Annotated in this window: 20 protein-coding genes; 14 read left to right on the top strand and 6 right to left on the bottom strand. The window is 68.1% G+C overall.

All coding sequences use genetic code 11. From position 1 onward, the window contains the following. The first annotated feature begins 26 nt into the window (after window positions 1-26). Both EV138_RS12190 and EV138_RS12185 read left to right on the top strand, forming a co-directional pair. Window positions 27-617 carry a type IV toxin-antitoxin system AbiEi family antitoxin domain-containing protein gene (locus EV138_RS12190; protein ID WP_133978762.1) on the top strand — a complete coding sequence of 197 codons (591 nt, stop codon included), beginning with the start codon at window positions 27-29 and terminating at the stop codon, window positions 615-617. Further along, a complete protein-coding gene (locus EV138_RS12185; RefSeq protein WP_133978760.1) occupies window positions 614-1,519 on the top strand; it encodes a nucleotidyl transferase AbiEii/AbiGii toxin family protein in 906 nt (301 codons plus the stop codon). The genes EV138_RS12190 and EV138_RS12185 overlap by 4 nt, the downstream gene beginning before the upstream one ends. Before the next feature lie 6 nt (window positions 1,520-1,525). Here EV138_RS12185 and EV138_RS12180 read toward each other — a convergent pair whose 3' ends face one another. Further along, a complete protein-coding gene (locus tag EV138_RS12180; protein ID WP_133978758.1) occupies window positions 1,526-2,275 on the bottom strand; it encodes an SDR family NAD(P)-dependent oxidoreductase in 750 nt (249 codons plus the stop codon). A gap of 164 nt (window positions 2,276-2,439) precedes the next feature. Further along, entirely contained in the window at window positions 2,440-3,219 is a 780-nt protein-coding gene (locus EV138_RS12175) for an SDR family oxidoreductase (protein WP_133978756.1), read from the bottom strand. Window positions 3,220-3,364: 145 nt separating this feature from the next. Here EV138_RS12175 and EV138_RS12170 point away from each other — a divergent pair, with 145 nt between their 5' ends. The 4 genes from EV138_RS12170 to EV138_RS12155 are packed head-to-tail and all read left to right on the top strand — an operon-like array spanning window position 3,365 to window position 6,823. Continuing rightward, window positions 3,365-4,285 carry a helix-turn-helix transcriptional regulator gene (locus EV138_RS12170; RefSeq protein ID WP_133978754.1) on the top strand — a complete coding sequence of 307 codons (921 nt, stop codon included), beginning with the start codon at window positions 3,365-3,367 and terminating at the stop codon, window positions 4,283-4,285. Window positions 4,286-4,289: 4 nt separating this feature from the next. Continuing rightward, window positions 4,290-5,582 (top strand): D-inositol-3-phosphate glycosyltransferase, encoded by a 1,293-nt coding sequence (mshA, locus tag EV138_RS12165; protein ID WP_439648979.1) that lies wholly within the window; start codon window positions 4,290-4,292, stop codon window positions 5,580-5,582. Next, window positions 5,579-6,067 (top strand): type III secretion system chaperone family protein, encoded by a 489-nt coding sequence (locus tag EV138_RS12160; protein WP_133978752.1) that lies wholly within the window; start codon window positions 5,579-5,581, stop codon window positions 6,065-6,067. Before mshA ends, EV138_RS12160 begins: the two co-directional genes overlap by 4 nt. A 9-nt stretch (window positions 6,068-6,076) precedes the next feature. Continuing rightward, a complete protein-coding gene (locus tag EV138_RS12155; protein WP_133978750.1) occupies window positions 6,077-6,823 on the top strand; it encodes a phosphoglyceromutase in 747 nt (248 codons plus the stop codon). A gap of 252 nt (window positions 6,824-7,075) precedes the next feature. Here EV138_RS12155 and phoU read toward each other — a convergent pair whose 3' ends face one another. Beyond that, window positions 7,076-7,783, bottom strand: coding sequence for a phosphate signaling complex protein PhoU (gene phoU, locus EV138_RS12150; protein ID WP_133978748.1), 708 nt, complete (start codon window positions 7,781-7,783; stop codon window positions 7,076-7,078). Window positions 7,784-7,982: 199 nt separating this feature from the next. Between phoU and EV138_RS12145 the strand changes: the two genes are divergently transcribed. The 4 genes from EV138_RS12145 to EV138_RS12130 are packed head-to-tail and all read left to right on the top strand — an operon-like array spanning window position 7,983 to window position 12,236. Continuing rightward, the gene (locus tag EV138_RS12145; RefSeq protein WP_133978746.1) at window positions 7,983-9,203 is read left to right on the top strand and encodes a sensor histidine kinase; all 1,221 of its coding nucleotides are present in this window, start codon (window positions 7,983-7,985) and stop codon (window positions 9,201-9,203) included. Continuing rightward, window positions 9,200-9,880 carry a response regulator gene (locus tag EV138_RS12140; protein ID WP_112244672.1) on the top strand — a complete coding sequence of 227 codons (681 nt, stop codon included), beginning with the start codon at window positions 9,200-9,202 and terminating at the stop codon, window positions 9,878-9,880. Before EV138_RS12145 ends, EV138_RS12140 begins: the two co-directional genes overlap by 4 nt. A gap of 25 nt (window positions 9,881-9,905) precedes the next feature. Continuing rightward, window positions 9,906-11,165, top strand: a complete 1,260-nt coding sequence (locus EV138_RS12135; RefSeq protein WP_202866697.1) for a lanthionine synthetase LanC family protein — start codon at window positions 9,906-9,908, stop codon at window positions 11,163-11,165. 45 nt (window positions 11,166-11,210) lie between these two features. Then, window positions 11,211-12,236 (top strand): iron-siderophore ABC transporter substrate-binding protein, encoded by a 1,026-nt coding sequence (locus EV138_RS12130; RefSeq protein WP_133978736.1) that lies wholly within the window; start codon window positions 11,211-11,213, stop codon window positions 12,234-12,236. A 240-nt stretch (window positions 12,237-12,476) separates the two neighbouring features. Here the strand turns inward: EV138_RS12130 and EV138_RS12125 are convergent, their stop codons facing one another. Next, window positions 12,477-13,028 carry a copper chaperone PCu(A)C domain-containing protein gene (locus tag EV138_RS12125; protein ID WP_133978734.1) on the bottom strand — a complete coding sequence of 184 codons (552 nt, stop codon included), beginning with the start codon at window positions 13,026-13,028 and terminating at the stop codon, window positions 12,477-12,479. A 253-nt stretch (window positions 13,029-13,281) separates the two neighbouring features. Between EV138_RS12125 and EV138_RS12120 the strand changes: the two genes are divergently transcribed. Genes EV138_RS12120 through ispF form a run of 3 tightly spaced genes read left to right on the top strand, consistent with a single transcriptional unit; the run spans window position 13,282 to window position 14,982 of the window. After that, window positions 13,282-13,767 (top strand): CarD family transcriptional regulator, encoded by a 486-nt coding sequence (locus EV138_RS12120; protein WP_112244668.1) that lies wholly within the window; start codon window positions 13,282-13,284, stop codon window positions 13,765-13,767. 52 nt (window positions 13,768-13,819) lie between these two features. Next, entirely contained in the window at window positions 13,820-14,515 is a 696-nt protein-coding gene (ispD, locus tag EV138_RS12115) for a 2-C-methyl-D-erythritol 4-phosphate cytidylyltransferase (RefSeq protein WP_202866696.1), read from the top strand. Beyond that, window positions 14,485-14,982, top strand: a complete 498-nt coding sequence (gene ispF, locus EV138_RS12110) for a 2-C-methyl-D-erythritol 2,4-cyclodiphosphate synthase (protein ID WP_133978729.1) — start codon at window positions 14,485-14,487, stop codon at window positions 14,980-14,982. The genes ispD and ispF overlap by 31 nt, the downstream gene beginning before the upstream one ends. A 117-nt stretch (window positions 14,983-15,099) precedes the next feature. Here ispF and EV138_RS12105 read toward each other — a convergent pair whose 3' ends face one another. Further along, window positions 15,100-16,056 carry a nitrilase family protein gene (locus tag EV138_RS12105; protein ID WP_202866695.1) on the bottom strand — a complete coding sequence of 319 codons (957 nt, stop codon included), beginning with the start codon at window positions 16,054-16,056 and terminating at the stop codon, window positions 15,100-15,102. Window positions 16,057-16,146: 90 nt separating this feature from the next. Between EV138_RS12105 and EV138_RS12100 the strand changes: the two genes are divergently transcribed. Beyond that, window positions 16,147-17,013 (top strand): LysR family transcriptional regulator, encoded by an 867-nt coding sequence (locus tag EV138_RS12100; protein ID WP_133978725.1) that lies wholly within the window; start codon window positions 16,147-16,149, stop codon window positions 17,011-17,013. A gap of 6 nt (window positions 17,014-17,019) precedes the next feature. On the opposite strand, the gene EV138_RS12095 is transcribed toward EV138_RS12100, so the two are convergent. Continuing rightward, window positions 17,020-17,901: a DinB family protein gene (locus EV138_RS12095; protein WP_133978723.1), complete on the bottom strand. Its 882-nt coding sequence runs from the start codon at window positions 17,899-17,901 to the stop codon at window positions 17,020-17,022. Window positions 17,902-17,919 lie beyond the last annotated feature (18 nt).

The raw sequence follows: 17,919 nt of genomic DNA, 5'->3' as shown, positions 1-17,919 counted from the left end.
TGCAATGCCATGTAACACTTTTATCCATGAGGGAGCTGGAAAGCCGTCTGCCGAGGACCTTCGCCACGAGGTCGGCTCGTGCCCTCGGAGTGCACCCGCGCGACTTGTACAGGTGGCGTGACAGCGGGCAGATCGTCGAGTTGTCCCGAGGGGTCTTTCGCCGTACCGATGCCCCGGCGGCGACCTTTCCAGATCTCCTCGCCGTTGCCCATCGGGTGCCCGGCGGGATCGTCTGCTGTCTGTCTGCCGCGGCGACCCAGGACCTGACCGACGAGTTGCCGGCCTCGGTGCAGATCGCGGTGCCCAGAAGCTCGCGCGCACCGCAGATCGACTATCCGCCGACGTCAGCATTCCGTTTCGATCCCGGCACCTTCGAGCTGGGACTTTCCCGGCTCGAAGCCGCCCCGGACGAATGGGTGCGGGTGTATGAACCGGCCAGGACTGTCGTGGATCTGATGCGGCTGCGGAACCGCTGGGGTGATGCAGTGGCCTACTCGGCATTGCAGCGATACCTCCGACTGCCGACCGCGCGCCCCGCAGTGCTGCTGGATTATGCGGAGAAATTGGGCGTCTACGGCCCGTTGCGAGCAGCTCTCGACGTGGCTTCTGCCGGATGACTCCCACCAATCGCTCGACGCCGGCCGGGCGTGCTTACCTCGATTTGCAGAACAGAGCACGCCGGGATCGTCGCGGAACCCAGGAGTTGCTGACGCTGTACGTCGTTGAGCGGTGGCTCGCCAGACTGAGCCGGTCGAAACACGTCGATGATTTCGTCCTCAAAGGCGGGATGCTGCTTGCCGCTTTCGGGCGGCGCCGCCCGACGGTGGATCTCGATGCGCTGGCGCGCAACTTCCGGAGCGACCAGGAAGTGGTCGCTGCTCGGGTGGCGGAAATCGCGGCCGCGGACGACCCGGAGGACGGAGTCGAGTTCCTGACCGACAGTCTGACGACGCGGCTCATTCGTGACGGTGCTCTCTACGCCGGGGTGCGGGTCACGATGGATGCCCGGATCGCGACCGCGGCGGTGAAGCTCCGACTCGACGTCAATTTTGGCGATCCGGTGACGCCCGGTCCCCGATTGGTGGAGTTGCCGGCGCTGAGGCCGGGGGTGGAGCCGATCAAAATACTCGGCTACCCGATGGAGACGGTGCTGGCCGAGAAGCTGGCGACTGCGATCGCGCTGGGCCCGGCCAACACCAGAGTGCGGGATTTCGCCGACCTCTATGTGCTGACTGGTCTGCGGGCCTTCACCCAGTCCTGTGTACGGGCAGCGTTGATGGCGACGGTTCTCTTCCGCGGTACGCCGATGGTGCCCTTGTCGGAGGTGGTGACCGGCATCGTCGCGCTGCGGTCACCGGCGTACGCGGCCTATCGGCGGAACCTCGGTCAGGAGGGCGATCATCTTCCTCAGCACTTCGAGGAATTGATGCATGCCGTTGTGACCTTCGGCGACGGCCTGCTTCGTGAAGCTCCGGCGGAAACGCGATGGGATCCGGTCGAGCGGCGTTGGGTCGGCTGAGCCGAGCTACTGGACGCGGTGGACTTTGTGTTGGGCGGCTTGGGCTCGGGGGCGGACTGTTAGGCGGTCGATGTTGACGTGGGCGGGGCGGGTGGCGATCCAGGCGACGATGTCGGCGATGTCGTCCGAGGTGAGGGGCTCGGCGACGCCGGCGTACACGGCGTCGGCCTTGGCCTGGTCGCCTTCGAAGCGGGTCAGGGCGAAGCCTTCGCTCTTGACCATGCCGGGGGCGATCTCGCAGACGCGGACCGGCTGGTCGTACAGCTCGAGCCGGAGGGTGTCGACGACGGCCTTGGCGGCGTGCTTCGCGGCGACGTAGCCGCCACCGCCTTCGTAGGCGACCTGGCCGGCCGTCGAGCCCATCACGATGATCTGGCCCTCGGCGGCGATGAGTGCCGGAAGCAACGACTTGGTGACGGCGGCGACGCCGATCACGTTGACCTCGAACATCCGGCGCCACGCGTCGAGGTCCGCCTCGGAGACTGGTTCGAAGCCGAAGGCGCCGCCTGCGTTGTTCAGCAGCAGGTCGACCCGATCGCCGACAGCTTCGGCCAGCGCCGCGACGTCTGCTGCGGAGGTGACGTCGCACTGGATCGCGCGGCCGTCGATCTCCTTGGCCAGCGCCTCGATCCGGTCCAGCCGACGGGCCGCGCACACCACCTCGAACCCTTCCCGGGCGAGACGACGGGCCGACGCGGCCCCGATCCCACTACTGGCTCCGGTGACAACAGCGACTGGACGCGGCGAAGAAGTCATACCCCGAGTCTGACAAACCCCCGCCCGACCCTGCCCACCCGTCTCACCCCCGTACGCCGGTACGCCGCACCCGGCTCTCGCGGGTACGCCGGCACACGCGGCTCTCGGCGGACGGTGAGGCGGTGCGCTGTGCGCAGCTCTCGCCAAGCCTCGTATGCCGGGGATCAGGCCTGGCGGGTTGGTAGGGCGATGAGGTGGCGGAGGTTGAGTTCGCGGCGGCGGGAGACGGCGAAGGCGACCACGTCGGCGATGTCGGCGGAGGTGAGTGGGCCGATCGCCTCGAACATGCCGGCCAGCATCGCCTGCTGCTCGTCCGACATGTGGGTGCCCAGTTCGGATTCGGTCAGGCCGGGCTCGACGTTGGTGACCCGGACGTCGAGCGGCGACAGATCGGCGCGGATCGCGTTCGACAACTGGGTGAGCGCGGCCTTCGTCGCGCCGTACACGCTGTAGCCGGGGAAGACCAGGTGGGAGCCGATCGAGGAGATGTTCACCAGGTCGGCCGTTCCGCCGTCGGCCGCGGCGGCGATGAGATCGGGGGTGAAGGCACCGATCAGCCGCAGTACGCCGGTCAGGTTGGTGTCGATCATCCGGGACCAGTCGTCGGCGCGGACCTCCTGGATCGGTGCCGCGAGCATCACACCGGCCGCGTTCACGACCAGGTCGACGCGGCCGAGCCGTTCGGCGATCACCTCGACGCCACGGTCGACGGACTCCTGTGAAGTGACGTCCACGCCGACGCTGTACGCCGTACCGCCGGCCGCTGTGATCCGAGCACCCAGGTCGTCGAGCCGGTCGGTCCGGCGCGACAGCAGGGCGACCGAGGCGCCGTCGGCTGCGAGCCGTTCGGCGATCGCGGCGCCGATACCGCTGGCGGCGCCGGTCACGACCGCGTGCCGGCCGGTCAGGGGAAGTGTGCTGGTCTGCTGCTGAAGGACGGTCATCTCTTGCTCCTACGAGTGAAGGTTGATGACCTCAGCCTCGTTCGGCGGCGAGGAGCTACCCAGCTCTCTCTTCACCCTGGGGTTTGCCGAACCTGGTTCTGACAGGACCACCCTTGCAGAACAGCCGCCGGGGATACTTGACGTCATGGATCGCCGTGCGGAACTGACCGAATTCCTGAAGACCAGAAGGGCCCGGATCCGTCCTGAGGATCTCGGGCTGAAGGTGTTCGGCAACGGTCGCCGGCGCGTACCCGGGCTGCGGCGCGAGGAGCTCGCCCAGGCTGCCGGGGTCAGCGCCGACTACTACGTCCGTCTCGAACAAGGCCGGACGGACAACGTCTCGCAGGAGATCCTGGACGCCGTCGCCGAGGTGCTCGGCCTGACCGAGGACGAGCGGGATCACCTGGCCCGGTTGGCGAAACCGGTTCGTCGCCCGAAGCAACGTCGTACGGCGCAGCGGGTTCGGCCCGCGATGCAACAGTTGCTGAACGCACTCGACGGCGTACCGGCGTTCCTGCTCGGTCGCCGGATGGACGTGCTGGCCTGGAACCCGTTGGCCGCCGCGCTGATCGTCGACTTCGGGGCACTGTCCGCGAAGGAACGGAACATGCCCAGACTGGTCTTCCTCGACGAGTCCTGCCGCGACAGAGTTATCAATGGAGACCGCGTTGCGGGATTCTATCCGCAGTGGGAGGCGATCGCCGCGGAGACGGTCGACTACCTGCGCATGTACGCCGGCCGCAACCCCGACGATCCCGAGCTGGCCGAGTTGATCGGTGAGCTGTCGATTCACAGCGAGGAGTTCCGCACGCAGTGGGCGCGGCACGACGTACGGGACAAGAGCTTCGGCGTGAAGCGGATGGTTCATCCGATGGTCGGCGAGCTGACTTTGCAGTACGAGACGCTCGTCATGCCGGGCGATCCGGACCAGTTGCTCGTCACCTACTCCGCCGAGCCCGGCACCCAGTCCGAGTCGGCTCTCGGCCTGCTCGCCAGCTGGACCGCCCCCACCGTCGAGCCGCCACTCCACACCCGGACTGCGGAAGGTGCCCCGGAGTTACCCTGACCAGGTGACCTTCCCCTCCGCCGACCGCCCTCCGAGGCGGGTCGCGATGATCAGTCTGCACACCTCTCCGCTGGACCAGCCCGGGATCGGGGACGCCGGGGGGATGAACGTGTACGTGGTGGAGTTGTCGAAACGCCTGGCGGATCTGGGGATCGAGGTCGACGTGTTCACCCGGGCGACCGCGTCGGCGCTGCCGGCGAAGGTCGAACTGATGCCGGGGGTGACTGTTCGCAACGTCGCCGCCGGGCCGTACGAAGGCCTGTCCAAGAACGAGCTCCCGGCCCAGCTGTGCACGTTCGCCCGCGCCGTACTACGCGCTGAAGCGATCCGCGAGCCCGGGTACTACGACGTGATCCACTCGCACTACTGGCTGTCCGGCCAGGTCGGTCTGCTCGCTCGCGACCGGTGGGCCGTGCCGCTGGTGCACACCATGCACACGATGGCGAAGGTGAAGAACGCCAGCCTCGCCGACGACGACGTACCCGAGCCGCCGGCCCGGCTGATCGGTGAGGAGCAGGTCGTCGAGGCGGCGGACCGGTTGCTCGCGAACACCGAGGACGAGGCCCGCGAGCTGATCGACCTGTACGGCGCGCAGCCGGCCAAGGTCGGTGTGGTCAGCCCAGGTGTCGATCTGGAGATCTTCAAGCCAGGTGATCAGGCGGCGGCGCGGCGGGCGGTCGGCGTACCGGAGGATGCGCTGCTGCTCGCGTTCGTGGGGCGGATCCAGCCGCTGAAGGCGCCGGACATCCTGATCAAGGCGGCTGCCCGGATGCTCGAGCAGGATCCGGCGCTCCGGGACAGGCTGATCGTGGCGATCATCGGTGGACCGTCGGGCAACGGGATGGAGCATCCCGAGGCGCACGCCGAACTCGCCCGCGCGCTGAAGGTCGACGACGTCACCCGGTTCGTGAAGCCGATCGCGGGGGCCGGGCTCGCGGAGTGGTACCGAGCGGCCTCGGTGGTCTGCGTACCGTCGTACTCCGAATCCTTCGGCCTGGTGGCCCTGGAAGCACAGGCCTGCGGGACGCCGGTGGTCGCGGCGGCCGTGGGTGGGCTGACGACGGCGGTCAGCGATGGAACCACGGGGCTGTTGGTGCGTGGGCACGACGTGGCCGACTTCGCCGACGCGCTGCGGCGGATCGCGACGGATCCGGCCACCCGCGAGAGCATGAGCCAGGCGGCGGTCAAGCATGCCCGGGGATTCGGCTGGGAACTGACCGCCGAGAAGACCCTGGCGGCGTACCGGACGGCCCAGGAGACGATGGCGGCGGAGCTCGCCGCGGAGGTGACTGGATGAGGGTGTCGGCCGCGGACGTGATCCGCCAGGTGCTGACCGAGAACGACCTGGACTTCACCGAGACGACCCCGGGCGCGTTCGCCGTGGACCTGCCGGGCGAGCGGAAGTTGAAGACCACGGTGATGCTCACCGTCGGTAGTCAGGCGGTGCATGTGCACGCCTTCGTCGCCCGGCGGCCGGACGAGAACCACGAGGCCGTCTATCGCTGGCTGCTGGAGCGGAACCTGAAGATGTACGGCGTCGCCTTCGCGGTGGACCACCTCGGCGACATCCACCTGGACGGGCGGGTCCCGCTGCACGCGATCACGCCGGTCGAGGTGGACCGCCTGCTCGGCGCAGTACTGGAATATGCCGACTCGTCGTTCAACACCATCCTGGAGCTCGGGTTCGCGTCGTCGATCCGCAAGGAGTACGAGTGGCGGCTGTCCCGGGGCGAGTCGACCCGGAATCTGGACGCTTTCATGGGCTGGCTGGAGCCTCGCTAGGCTGTGGCCATGACCTATCGCCTGATCCTGCTCCGCCACGGCACCAGCGACTGGAACGCCAAGAACCTGTTCACCGGCTGGGTCGACGTCGACCTGAACGCCGGCGGCATCGAGGAAGCCCAGCGCGGCGGTGAGCTGCTCCGCGATCGCGACCTGCTGCCCGACGTCGTGCACACCTCGGTGTTGCGCCGCGCGATCCGTACCGCGAACATCGCCCTCGAGGTCGCCGGTCGCCAGTGGATCGACGTTCGCCGGTCCTGGCGGCTGAACGAGCGGCACTACGGCGGCCTGCAGGGCAAGGACAAGAAGCAGACCCTCGAGGAGCTCGGCGAGGAGCAGTTCATGCTCTTCCGCCGCTCCTACGACACCCCGCCGCCGCCGATCGAGCGCGGCTCGGAGTTCGACCAGGCCGGCGACCCCCGGTACGCCGGCCTCCCGCCCGAGTTGCTCCCGGCAACCGAATGCCTGGCTGACGTCGTCGAGCGGATGCTGCCCTACTGGTACGACGCGATCGTCCCCGACCTCCGCGCCGGCAAGACCGTCCTCGTCACCGCCCACGGCAACTCCCTGCGCGCCCTCGTCAAGCACCTCGACAACCTCGACGAGAAGACCATCGTCGGCCTCAACATCCCGACCGGCGTGCCGTTGTACTACGAACTGGACGAGAACTTCCGCCCCATCGTCAAGGGCGGCGAATACCTCGACCCAGACGCAGCAGCCGCCGCCATCGAAGCAGTCAAGAACCAGGGCCGGTAAGAACACCAGTCCCCACGCCGCTCCTCCCACCCACCCAGGCACGGCGCTCCTGCGTCGCGCCTAGGTCGGTGGTCGCCCGCCGCCGAAGGCTGATCGTCGGCATCGGCTAGGACCACAGGACCGCCTCCACCTAGTCAGATAGGACTGAGGTTCCTTGGCCTGAGCTGGGTGCTGGAGCCGCGTACGGCGTAGTACCCGCACAACAAGTAGCCCTCGGCAACCGATTGGTTGCCGAGGGCTACTTCGTGAGAGTCAGTTGCCGTTCGGGGACGGGGCGGAGGCGCCGGCGCCTGAGCCGGCTGCGGTGCCGCCGACGGCGACCGGGAGTTCGCCGGTGACCAGGTAGACGACGCGGCGCGCCATCGAGACGGCGTGATCGGCGATGCGCTCGTAGTACCGGCCGAGGAGGGCGATGTCGACGGCGACCTCGACGCCGTGCGGCCAGGTGTCGTCCATCATGAGGCGGAACTGGTTGCTGCGCAGCTTGTCCATCTCGTCGTCGACGGCCTCCAGCGCGTTGGCCGCCGCGACGTCGCGGGACTTGATCACGTCACCGGCGGAGTCGACCATCCGGCCCGCGACCGCGCCCATCTCCTCGATCACGCTGTGCAGCTCGGCCGGGATCGCCGGCGCCGGGTAGCGCAACCGGGCGATCTTCGACACGTGCGCGGCCAGATCGCCCATCCGCTCGAGGTCGGCGACCATCCGGAGCGCGGCGACCAGCATCCGCAGTTCGTTGGCGACCGGGGCCTGCCGGGCCATCAGTTCGAAGACCTTCTCCTCGACACCCTCACCGGCCGCGTCCAGTTGGATGTCGGCGGCAATGACCTCCTCGGCCTGCCTGATGTCGGCCGCGAGCAGGGCGGTGGTGGAGCGGCGTACGGCGGTCGACACCGTCCGGGTCATCCGTTCGAGCTCGGCGAGGATGTCGTCGAGCTGCTCGTGATAGGTGTCGCGCATCGTTGTCTGCTTCCGATCTGTGGTGTCCGGTCCTGCCGAGGCGGGGCACAAGCCAGTACCGCCCCACGGTGGACCGTATGCCGTCGAGGTTGCCGGTCGGCGACGAGTGGTGAACGCCTGATGAACAGTTAGGACGCGTTCCGGTCATCGGGTGCTCATTCGGTCTTTCCCTGCTGGTTGCCCGCGTAGCATCGTCACTGTGGACCCCACGCTGGCTGCGGTGCTGGGCGGCGTCATCGGCGCGGCCCTGGCTCTGCTTTCACTCGGCGCTTTGATGCTCAGTGAGCGTTCCCAGCAGAAGATCCCCGAGTCCCCGGACCCGATCGTCCCGACCGGCGTCGCCACCGTCTTGTCCGTACTGCGTTCATCGGCGGTCGTGATGGGCCCGGAGGACCAGGTGCTCCAGGCCAGCGCGCCTGCCCATGTGCTCGGCATCGTCCGGGGCGAGCGGCTGGTCGCCGACGACCTGCTGGACATGGTCCGGGCGGTTCGCCGTGACGGCGAGATACGCCAGCGCGACCTCGAGATCGTCCGGGGCCGGCTCGGCGCCACGCAGTACGTCAGTGCCCGGGTCGCGCCGCTCGGCAGCCAGTTGGTGCTGGTGCTGGTCGAGGACCGGACCAGGGAACGCCGCATCGACGCCATCCGCCGCGACTTCACCGTCAACGTCAGCCATGAGTTGAAGACGCCGATCGGGGCGCTGATCCTGCTGGCCGACGCGGTCTCCGAGGCGTCCGACGACCCTGAGGCCGTGCAGCGGTTCTCCGGCCGGATGCGGATCGAGGCGTCCCGGCTGAGCCGGCTGGTCAAGGAGATCATCGAGCTGTCCCGGCTGCAGGGCGACGACCCGCTGGAGAATCCCGGCCCGGTCGACATCAGCGCCGTGGTCGAGCAGGCCGTCGACCGCTGCCGGGTGGACGCCGAGGACCGCGACATCAACCTGGTCGTGAAGACCGATCCCGCGCTCGAGGTGATGGGCAGCGAGGACCAGCTCGCGATCGCGATCGGCAACCTGGTCGAGAACGCGGTCAACTACAGCCCCGACGGGACCAGGGTCGCGGTCGCCGCGCACCCGATCGGGGACCTGGTCGAGATCACCGTCAGCGACCAGGGCGTGGGCATCCCGAGCAGCGACCTGGAACGCATCTTCGAACGCTTCTACCGGGTCGACCGGGCCCGCAGCCGGGAGACCGGCGGGACCGGACTCGGCCTGTCCATCGTCAAGCACATCGCCTCGATCCACGGCGGCGACGTGCGGGTCTGGAGCGTCGAGGGCCAGGGTTCGACCTTCACCGTGAGACTCCCGCTGCGGCTCGATCCCGCGACCGGGCAACCGACCGACTGCTCCGTCCAGGAGAAGCCGGCCATCGATCTGGCGCCTACCCCGTCAGAGCACACCGCTAAGGAGGCAGCTTCGTGACCCGAGTGCTGGTCGTCGAAGACGAAGAAAGCTACAGCGACGCGTTGTCGTACGTCCTGCGCAAGGAAGGGTTCGAGGTCGCCGTCGCGGAGACCGGACCGGACGCGCTGGACGAGTACGACCGGGCCGGCGCGGACATCGTGCTGCTGGACCTGATGTTGCCGGGCCTGTCCGGGACCGAGGTGTGCCGGGCGCTGCGCAGCCGGGGCAACGTCCCGGTGATCATCGTCAGCGCGAAGGACACCGAGGTCGACAAGGTGGTCGGCCTCGAACTGGGCGCCGACGACTACGTCACCAAGCCCTACAGCCCGCGCGAACTGCTCGCCCGCATCCGCGCGGTACTGCGGCGCGGCCAGGACGTGGGAGAGCTGCTGCCGGACACCTTGGAGGCCGGCCCGGTCCGGATGGATGTCGAACGCCACGTCGTCACGGTCGGCGGGAGCGAGATCCGGCTGCCGCTGAAGGAGTTCGAGCTGCTCGAGATGCTGCTGCGCAACACCGGCCGGGTGCTCACCCGCGGCCAGCTGATCGACCGCATCTGGGGCGCCGACTACGTGGGCGACACCAAGACTCTCGACGTCCACGTCAAGCGCCTCCGGTCCAAGCTGGAGAAGGATCCGTCGAACCCGTCCCACCTGGTCACGGTCCGCGGTCTGGGCTACAAATTCGAGGCCTGACCGCCGGCGTAACTACGCTGGCGTCATGGAGACGGCAGACCTCGCGGCCCGGCAGGCGGCGGATCTCGCCGCTCAGCAGACGACCGACCTCAGGACTCGGAAGGCGACCGACCTCAGGGCTCGGAAGGCCACCGAGCTCGCGCGGGGCGCGACTGACTGGATGATCGAGCACGGCTCGTCTGCCGACGACCTGTCGCTCTACCACGGGCTGGCCGGCATCGTGCTCGCGCTGCAGGAATCCGCCGAGCACTTCGGCGACGAGCGGTATGTCCGTGCGGTCGAAGCCGGCGCGGATGCGCTGGCCGCGGGCGTCGATCAAGAAGAGGGCTCGTCGCTCTACGGCGGTCTGGCGGGCGTTGCCGCCGTACTGCGGGCAGTCGGCCGCCCCGACCCGGCACGCGAGGCACTCCACCGAGTCAGGAGCCGGTTCGACGGTCAGCGGTGGAACGAGATGTTCGAGCTCCTCGTGGGCAACGCGGGCATCGGGCTCGGTGCGCTGGCTGCCGGTGATCTGGAGTTGGCGGTTGCCGCGGTGACGCCGTACCTCTCGACCGCGGATCGGACGGCGGGTGGCGTGAACTGGCCGGTCCGGCCCTCGCCGCCGCGGTCGCACCACATCGCGCACGGAACGCTCGGCATCGTCTACGCGCTGGCCGCGATCGGCCAGGCCGCTGACCGGCAGGACCTGATCGACCTTGCTCTCGCCGGGGCCGCAGATGTGGTGCATCGCAATGAGGCCGGCCCGGACGGGTTCCTCGTACCTCATTCCGATCCGCCGCATCGGCCGGAGTTGATCGAGCGCTACAGCCTCGGCTGGTGCAACGGCCCGGCGGGGGACGCGCAGGTGTTCCGGCTGCTGGAGCAGGTCACCGGCGACGTGTCCTGGGCCGAACTCGGTGACCGCTGCTGGCACACGGTCACGCAGTCCGGATTGCCGCGGCGGGTGCGGCCAGGCTTCTGGGACAACCACGGCCGGTGCTGCGGGACGGCGGGCGTTCTCGCGCTGGCTTGTGACCGGATCGTGGAGCGTGGTGACGACTTCGATTTCGCTGACGTGCTCGTTGACGATCTCGCGAAGCACGCCGTCGTCGACGAGGCCGGGGTGCGGTGGTCGAACTACGAGTACCGGGAGTCGCCGCCCGACCTGGCGCCAGTTGCCGGGTGGGCGATGGGGAATGCGGGCATCGTCCGGGAGCTCTTGCGGTACGCGCGGTTGAAGGATGGTGGCTTCGGTGGCTATTCGGTCCCTTGGCCGGACCACCTATCGGTCGGCGTTGTGAGTTAGCTTAGGCTGTCCTTAGTTGAGGCATTCTGACTGAGGAGAGCGACCATGTTCTGGACCCGGCGTAGCCGTCAGCCGGCTCGCATCGCGGTGATCGCGCTGGCCGCAGTACTGGGCGGCACGGTGACTGCGTGTGGCAGTGCGGATGACAAGGAGGCTGTGCCAGCTTCCGGCACGGCCGGGGGATTCCCGGTCACGCTGAAGAACACGTTCGGCGAGACCACGATCTCGAAGAAGCCGGAGCGAATCGTCACGCTCGGGTGGAACGCGCAGGACGTGGTGTACGCGCTGGGTGAGACGCCGGTAGGGATGCCGAAGGTCACCTACGGGCCGACGGCGGCCGGCGTGACGGCGTGGGACGCCGACCGGTTCGATCCGGCGAAGACGACGTTGCTGGACACGGGTGACGGGTATCCGTTCGAGAAGATCGCGGCGCTGAAGCCCGACGTGATCCTGGCGCCGTACGAGGGCTTCGATGCGACCGTCTACAAGACGCTCTCGGGGATCGCGCCGACCGTGGCGTACCCGGGTGCAGCGTGGCAGACCAGTTGGCAGGACCAGACCACGCTGATCGGCAAGGCGCTGGGCAAGTCGGCCGAAGCGGCGAAGCTGATCGCGGGGATCACCGAGCTGACCAGGAAGGCCGCGGCGGATCACCCCGAATTCAAGGGCAAGACGCTGACGATCGGCTCTTTCGGACCGGAGAACTACGTCTATATGCCGACGGATCCACGGGTCCAGATCCTCACCGAAATGGGCTTCGTGAATTCCCCAGGCGTCGAGGCGCTACAGGCGAAGAACACGAAGAAGGAGTTCGCGGTCAGCCTCAGCAAGGAGAAGGTCGGCGACATCGATGCGGATGTGGTCGTGGGCTACGTGGACGGCTTGACTGCGAAGAAGTTCGAGACGGACCCGGTCTACGCGTCTCTGGGTGCGCTTAAGCGTGGTGGCGCCTACTTGATGGAGGACCAGCAGGTCATCTCCGGCATGAGTTCCGTCAGCGTCCTGAGCGTCCCTTGGGTCCTCGACAAGATCCTGCCGGGCTTGTCGAAGGCCGCCGAGTCCGCTTCCTGATCCGTACGACGGTCGGTGGCGCGGTTATTGCGGTCAATGCGGAGACCCGAGGGCGTGTGACACCGTCGTCGCGCCTACGCCGTTCAAGGCGACGCAAGGAGCGCGCCCCGGCGCGTGACCAACAGGGTCGCCTGTCGACTGGGCGCACCTACGTATTCAGGTGCGACGTAGGAGCGCCGTCTCGGGTGGGTGGGAGCGGCCGGTGAAGGAGGTCGCGTGGGGGATTCTCCCCCGTAGTACTCAGCCCTCGTGTTCGGCGTCCTGGCGCGGGCTGGGCGAGTAGTGGTCTTCGGTGAGGACCGGGACGGACGTCGTGATCGGCGCGGCTTTGCCGAAGGTGATGGTCACCTTGATCATGTTGCCGGGCTTGCCGCCGGTGACGGTGATGGGGGCGCCGGTGGCAGGCGGGAGGGTGGTCAATTGGCCGATCTTGAGGGTCAGGGGGCGGACGTTGCCGAAGGTGACCTTCTGCTCGGCGTCCTGCGGGACGGAGCCGTTCTGGACCGGGGCGTCGGCGGGGGCGCTCTCGATCGAGACGAGGGTGTCGTCGCTCTGGCTGTTGTTGACGATCGCGGAGTGCAGTTCGCCCTTGCCGTCCTCGGAGGCGAGCACGAGCATGTTCCGGATGTCGATCCCGCCGGAGCTCGCGTTGGTGCCCTCGGCTGCCTGGTACGGCTGGTAGGTCTGGGCGGAGAAGCCCGCGCTGCAGGCTGTCACCGTGATGCTCAGCGTGACGGCGGCCGCTGTCAGAGCGGTACGCCGGAAGGCCTGCGAGGACAACGTGATGGGCACTGGTGTTCCCTCTCCTACAACCCGGTCGATGCCGTCAGGCTTTGGCCTCCGGCGGAGCAAAGCGTAGCGAGCGCGCTGCCCGGACCTGACGGCGACTCCACCTTTCGGCGATGTCCCGGGCAACCATTTCGCGCGTACGAGGCACGCGGGACAACGTTTGTCAAGGAGGGATGTGGCCTCTGACCAGCGCAAACGCCCGGACCGGACCAGCGGGCGCGTGGTAGGATAGGACTCGGAAAGGGGCACGTGACATATGACTTTTTCAGTCGGCGAGACGGTTGTCTACCCGAATCATGGGGCAGCTGTTATCGAGGACATCGAGACCCGTCAGATCAAAGGTGAGGACAAGACCTATCTGGTCTTGAGGATCGTCGCTCAGAACGACCTGGTCGTCCGGGTCCCCGCGTGCAACCTCGATCTCGTCGGCGTGCGTGACGTCGTGGATCAGGCTGGTCTGGAGCGCGTCTTCGACGTGCTGCGGGCGCCGCACACGGAGGAGCCGACCAACTGGTCGCGACGTTACAAGGCGAACCTGGAGAAGCTGCACTCCGGTGACGTGATGAAGGTGGCGGAGGTCGTTCGCGACCTGTGGCGCCGAGAGCGTGACCGCGGTCTCTCCGCTGGTGAGAAGCGGATGCTGGCGAAGGCTCGCCAGATTCTGGTCTCCGAGCTGGCCCTGGCCGAACACACCAATGAGGACAAGGCGGAAGCCATCCTCGACGAGGTTCTCGCTTCCTAGCTGTTGGGAACGAGACGCGGATCGTGATCGATCCGTCCGGCATGATGGCGTCGTGAGTACTGCGGCGATCATTCCGGCGGCCGGTCTCGGGCTGCGGCTCGGTGGCGAGGCCCCCAAGGCATTACGAGAGGTCGGTGGCGAATCGCTGCTGGTCCACGCTGTTCGTGGACTGAAGGCAGCGACCGCCGCCGACCTCGCCTGTTTCGTGGTCGCAGTACCGGCCGGCGCCGAGGACGTTGTCCTCAAACAGCTCGAGCCGTACTGCGAGGGCGCGCACCTGCAGGTCGTTGCCGGTGGCTCCGAGCGCACCGATTCGGTCCGGGTGGCGCTGGAGCTGGTGCCGGTCGACGGGATCGACTGCGTGCTCGTGCATGACGCCGCCAGGTCGTTCGTGCCTGTCGAGGTGATCGAGCGGGTCGTTGCCGCTGTGCGCGCCGGCGCGCCTGCCGTAGTACCGGTTGTTCCTGTCACCGACACGATCAAGCGGGTGGATCGCGACGGAAGGGTTGTCGACACGCCCGATCGGTCGGCGCTGGTCGCAGTACAGACTCCGCAGGGTTTTGAGCCTTCGGTACTGCGTCGTGCCCATGCCGGCGATGTCGCCGGGGCGACCGATGACGCCATGTTGTGCGAGCGGCTCGGCGTGACTGTGCAGACGGTCGAAGGGTCCGAGGACGCCTTCAAGGTGACTCGTCCGCGAGACCTCCTGCTGGCCGAATGGTTGCTGGCGGAGAGGACCAGGTCGTGAAGAATCCGCGCGTGGGCACGGGCATCGACGTACATCCGGTCGAGGAAGGCCGGCCGATGTGGCTGGCCGGACTGCTGTGGCCGGAGGAGACCGCCGGGCCCGCTGGGCATTCTGATGGCGATGTGGCAGCACATGCCGCTTGTGACGCATTGTTGAGTGCAGCAAGACTTGGCGACCTCGGCTCGAACTTCGGTACGTCGGAACCTCAGTGGGCCGGTGCTTCCGGCGCCACCTTGCTCGCGGAAGCGGCTCGCAGAGTGCGCGCAGCCGGCTTCGAGATCGGCAACATCTCCGTCCAGGTGATCTGCAACCGCCCCCGCTTCGCCGCCCGTCGAGAAGAAGCCGAGAAGGCACTCAGCGCCGCCTGCGATGCCGAGGTCTCCGTCTCCGCCACCACCACCGACGGCCTGGGCCTCACCGGCCGCGGCGAAGGCATCGCCGCCATCGCCACCGCCCTCATCTTCTGAATCACCCCACCTCGCCTCGCAAAAACTGGTCAGCGGGTGACGGGGTCGGGAGAGAAGCGGTTGGCGCGGGGGGAGTTCGGTTGAACCACCCACTCCACCTAGCCTCGCAAACAGTGGTCAGCGGGTGACGGGGTCCGGAGAGAAGCGGGCCTCGCGTGGGGGGAGTTCGTTGCCGGGTTCGCACAGAATCGTGTAGAGCTCTGGGCGGCGGCCGCGGATCCAGCGGCGGCCGGTTGCCATCGGCACCAGGTCGAGGTCGAGGTCCGTGACGACCACCGCCTCCGCAGGAACAGGGGTTTCGGCGATGATCCGCCCGTACGGGTCGATCACCATCGAGTTGCCGGTGCGGACCTCGTCGTCGTCGCGGCCGACACCGTTGCTGAACAGCACGAACAGACCGTTGTCGTGGGCCCTGGACGGCAGCCAGCGCAGCAGCCACCCGCGGCCGTTCGGCCCGTCGAAGGCTGCCCGTACGGCGGCGGGATCGGCGGCTCGCCGCTCCCAGACCTCGAGCGGGATCGGCTTCATCCCGTGCGGACTGCGGGAGTTCGTCCCGCCGGTCTGGTGCGGCGCCAGCAGCACCGTTGCCCCGAGCAACGCCGTGGCGCGGACGTTCTCGACCAGGTTGTTGTCCCAGCAGATCAGTACGCCGACCTTCGCCTGCCAAGGCGTGTCGAACACGGTGAAGGCGTCGCCACTGGAGATCGCCTCGTGCTCGAAGGCGTGCAGCTTGCGATGCACGTGGACCGCGCCGTCCGGCAGGCACACGGCGTAGGAATTGAAGAGGCGCCCGCCGTCGGACTCGAGCCAGCCGACGCCGAGGCCGGCGCCCAGCTCGCGAGCGAGGGCGCGTACGGCGGTGATGCTCGGGCCGGTCCGGGCTTCGGCGAGTTCCCGCAGGCGGCCCTCTGGGTGGCGGCGCAGGTGCCAGTAGCCGAGCAGGCACATCTCCGGGAACACCACCAGCTGGGCGCCGTCCCCGACGGCCTCGCCGGCCAGTCGGCGGACTGTGGACAGGTTGGCTTCCGGGTTGTCCGGGACGGCCTCGAACTGGACGACGGCGGCTCGCAACATCGGCATCTCCTCTGCGGTCTGCAGCCAGCAAACCGCCCCGGAATGGATGCCGTCCAATGATATCCACAGGGTTATCCATATCCTGTGGTTATGGACCTCCGGCTGCTGCGCACCTTCGCCGCGGTCGCTCGCACGGGCAACGTCAGTGCCGCGGCGGTCGAGCTGTCGACCAGTCAGCCGGCCGTCACCAAGCAGCTGCAGCTGCTCGAACGTCGGGTCGGCGCTTCGTTGTTCGTCCGCGGCCGCCACGGTGCCCGCCTGACCGGGGCGGGGGAGGCGCTGCTGCCGGACGCGCTCGACCTCCTCGCCCGGTCAGCAGCTTTCGAACGTCGCGCTGCTTCGGTCGCGGCCGGTGAGGAGGGTTCGCTGGCGATCGGCTTCGGGCTGTCCGGCATCGAGCTGGCGCCGCGGGCGGTGGCGTTGTTCCGGAGCCGCTACCCGGGGATCGCCGTCTCGCTGGACGACATGTCCTCGGCGGTCCAGTGCGAGCGGCTGCTGGGCGGCACCCTGCAGCTCGGCTTCGTCCGTCTCCCCGCACCGGCCGGGATTGAGCAGCTACGCCTTCGCAAGGACCGTCTGGCGTTGGCGGTTCCGGCAGCAACCGCAGTACCGGCGAACATCTCCAGGTGGCTGGACGGTCGGCCGCTGGTGCGGCTGCGCCCGGCCCGCGGACCAGGTATGGCCGAGCAACTCAGCCGCCTGTACGACGAATTGGGGTGCTCGCCGCTCGTACTGCAGGAGGTGGACGATCTTCAAACAGTGCTTGCGCTGGTTGCCGCAGGCGTCGGTCCGGCCGTCGTCCCCGCGACTGCGGCCACGATCGTCGCCTCCGACGCGGTACGGCTGACACCGCTGCGAGGAAAATCGGCGTCCTGGTGGGTTGGCGCAGCTTGGGTCGAACGGTCACTCGTGCTGGATCGCTTCCTCACCGCAGCGGCCGATGCCGCCCGCACCTGAGTGGGTCTAGCTGTCCTGCTCGCGCAGGAAATCTGCAGCTTCGGCCTGCTTGAACCACTCGGCCCAGCCAAGCGGCGTGGCTTCGAAATCGCCGTCTTTCAGGGACAAGTCGGTGCCGTTGGCAACCAAGAGGCGGAGTGCGGAGAGATTGCCGGCGCCGGCGGCGAAGTGGGCCGCGGTCTTGCCGGAAGCGGTTCGCCCGCTCACGTCGAAGCCGAGTTCGGTGAGAAGCGGGAGTGCTTCCCATCGCTGGGCGGCAGCGGCCTCCGCGATCAATCCGGGCCGCTGCCGGCGGAGGAGGTCGAGAGCCTCCTCGGACGCCGTACTGCGATCGCCGTCCAGCAGCGCGACGACGAGGGGATCCTCGGCCCGCTGGCCGGTGTAGAAGTCGCGGACGGTGCCGACTTCGGCGCCGTGGTGGATGAGTTCGTCGAGGATGTGCAGAGCGAACGCGGTGCCGTCATGGTCGGCGTACATCCCCGCTACTGGGCCCATCGGTCGCTCCAGGTCGTCCTGGTTGAGCGCGGCGAGTCGGCCACGCCAGACGGCGTACGAGTGTTCGAGGGCCTTGATGGCCTCGGCCGCGCTGCTGGGCACCGGCGGGGTGCCGTCCTCGGCAGCCGGTTGCTGACCGAACCAGGTCGCGGTCCGATCCTCCTGGAGGATGTCGATGATGTGCGTGATCCGCCAGGCCAGCGTGGTGAACGGCGGCGGATCGGCCAGCGGGTTGTGATCGGGTGCGAACCCGTCCGCAAGACGGCGGACGGACCAGCAACCGGGGAAGGGCTCCCAGAAGTACTCGTCGTCGGTCAGACCCTCGACCCGGGCCCGCAGGCGTTGCCAGGCGAAGTCGGACAGATCCAGGAGATTCTGGGTGAGCGTCGTCATGACCACCACGCTAGAACC

This window comes from Kribbella voronezhensis (assembly GCF_004365175.1).
GTDB lineage: Bacteria > Actinomycetota > Actinomycetes > Propionibacteriales > Kribbellaceae > Kribbella > Kribbella voronezhensis.
The sequence above is the reverse complement of the archived record's forward strand: the minus strand, read 5'-3'. Positions and strand labels throughout refer to the sequence as shown.

Bases quoted from the DNA above. Each gene is read 5' to 3' on its own strand.
- EV138_RS12180 (WP_133978758.1), bottom strand. From the start codon at position 2,275: ATGACTTCTTCGCCGCGTCCAGTCGCTGTTGTCACCGGAGCCAGTAGT.
- EV138_RS12190 (WP_133978762.1), top strand. From the start codon at position 27: ATGAGGGAGCTGGAAAGCCGTCTGCCGAGGACCTTCGCCACGAGGTCG.
- phoU (WP_133978748.1), bottom strand. From the start codon at position 7,783: ATGCGCGACACCTATCACGAGCAGCTCGACGACATCCTCGCCGAGCTC.
- EV138_RS12170 (WP_133978754.1), top strand. From the start codon at position 3,365: ATGGATCGCCGTGCGGAACTGACCGAATTCCTGAAGACCAGAAGGGCC.
- EV138_RS12100 (WP_133978725.1), top strand. From the start codon at position 16,147: ATGGACCTCCGGCTGCTGCGCACCTTCGCCGCGGTCGCTCGCACGGGC.
- EV138_RS12120 (WP_112244668.1), top strand. From the start codon at position 13,282: ATGACTTTTTCAGTCGGCGAGACGGTTGTCTACCCGAATCATGGGGCA.
- EV138_RS12105 (WP_202866695.1), bottom strand. From the start codon at position 16,056: ATGTTGCGAGCCGCCGTCGTCCAGTTCGAGGCCGTCCCGGACAACCCG.
- EV138_RS12175 (WP_133978756.1), bottom strand. From the start codon at position 3,219: ATGACCGTCCTTCAGCAGCAGACCAGCACACTTCCCCTGACCGGCCGG.
- EV138_RS12130 (WP_133978736.1), top strand. From the start codon at position 11,211: ATGTTCTGGACCCGGCGTAGCCGTCAGCCGGCTCGCATCGCGGTGATC.
- EV138_RS12095 (WP_133978723.1), bottom strand. From the start codon at position 17,901: ATGACGACGCTCACCCAGAATCTCCTGGATCTGTCCGACTTCGCCTGG.
- EV138_RS12135 (WP_202866697.1), top strand. From the start codon at position 9,906: ATGGAGACGGCAGACCTCGCGGCCCGGCAGGCGGCGGATCTCGCCGCT.
- EV138_RS12155 (WP_133978750.1), top strand. From the start codon at position 6,077: ATGACCTATCGCCTGATCCTGCTCCGCCACGGCACCAGCGACTGGAAC.
- EV138_RS12185 (WP_133978760.1), top strand. From the start codon at position 614: ATGACTCCCACCAATCGCTCGACGCCGGCCGGGCGTGCTTACCTCGAT.
- ispF (WP_133978729.1), top strand. From the start codon at position 14,485: ATGGTTGCTGGCGGAGAGGACCAGGTCGTGAAGAATCCGCGCGTGGGC.
- EV138_RS12160 (WP_133978752.1), top strand. From the start codon at position 5,579: ATGAGGGTGTCGGCCGCGGACGTGATCCGCCAGGTGCTGACCGAGAAC.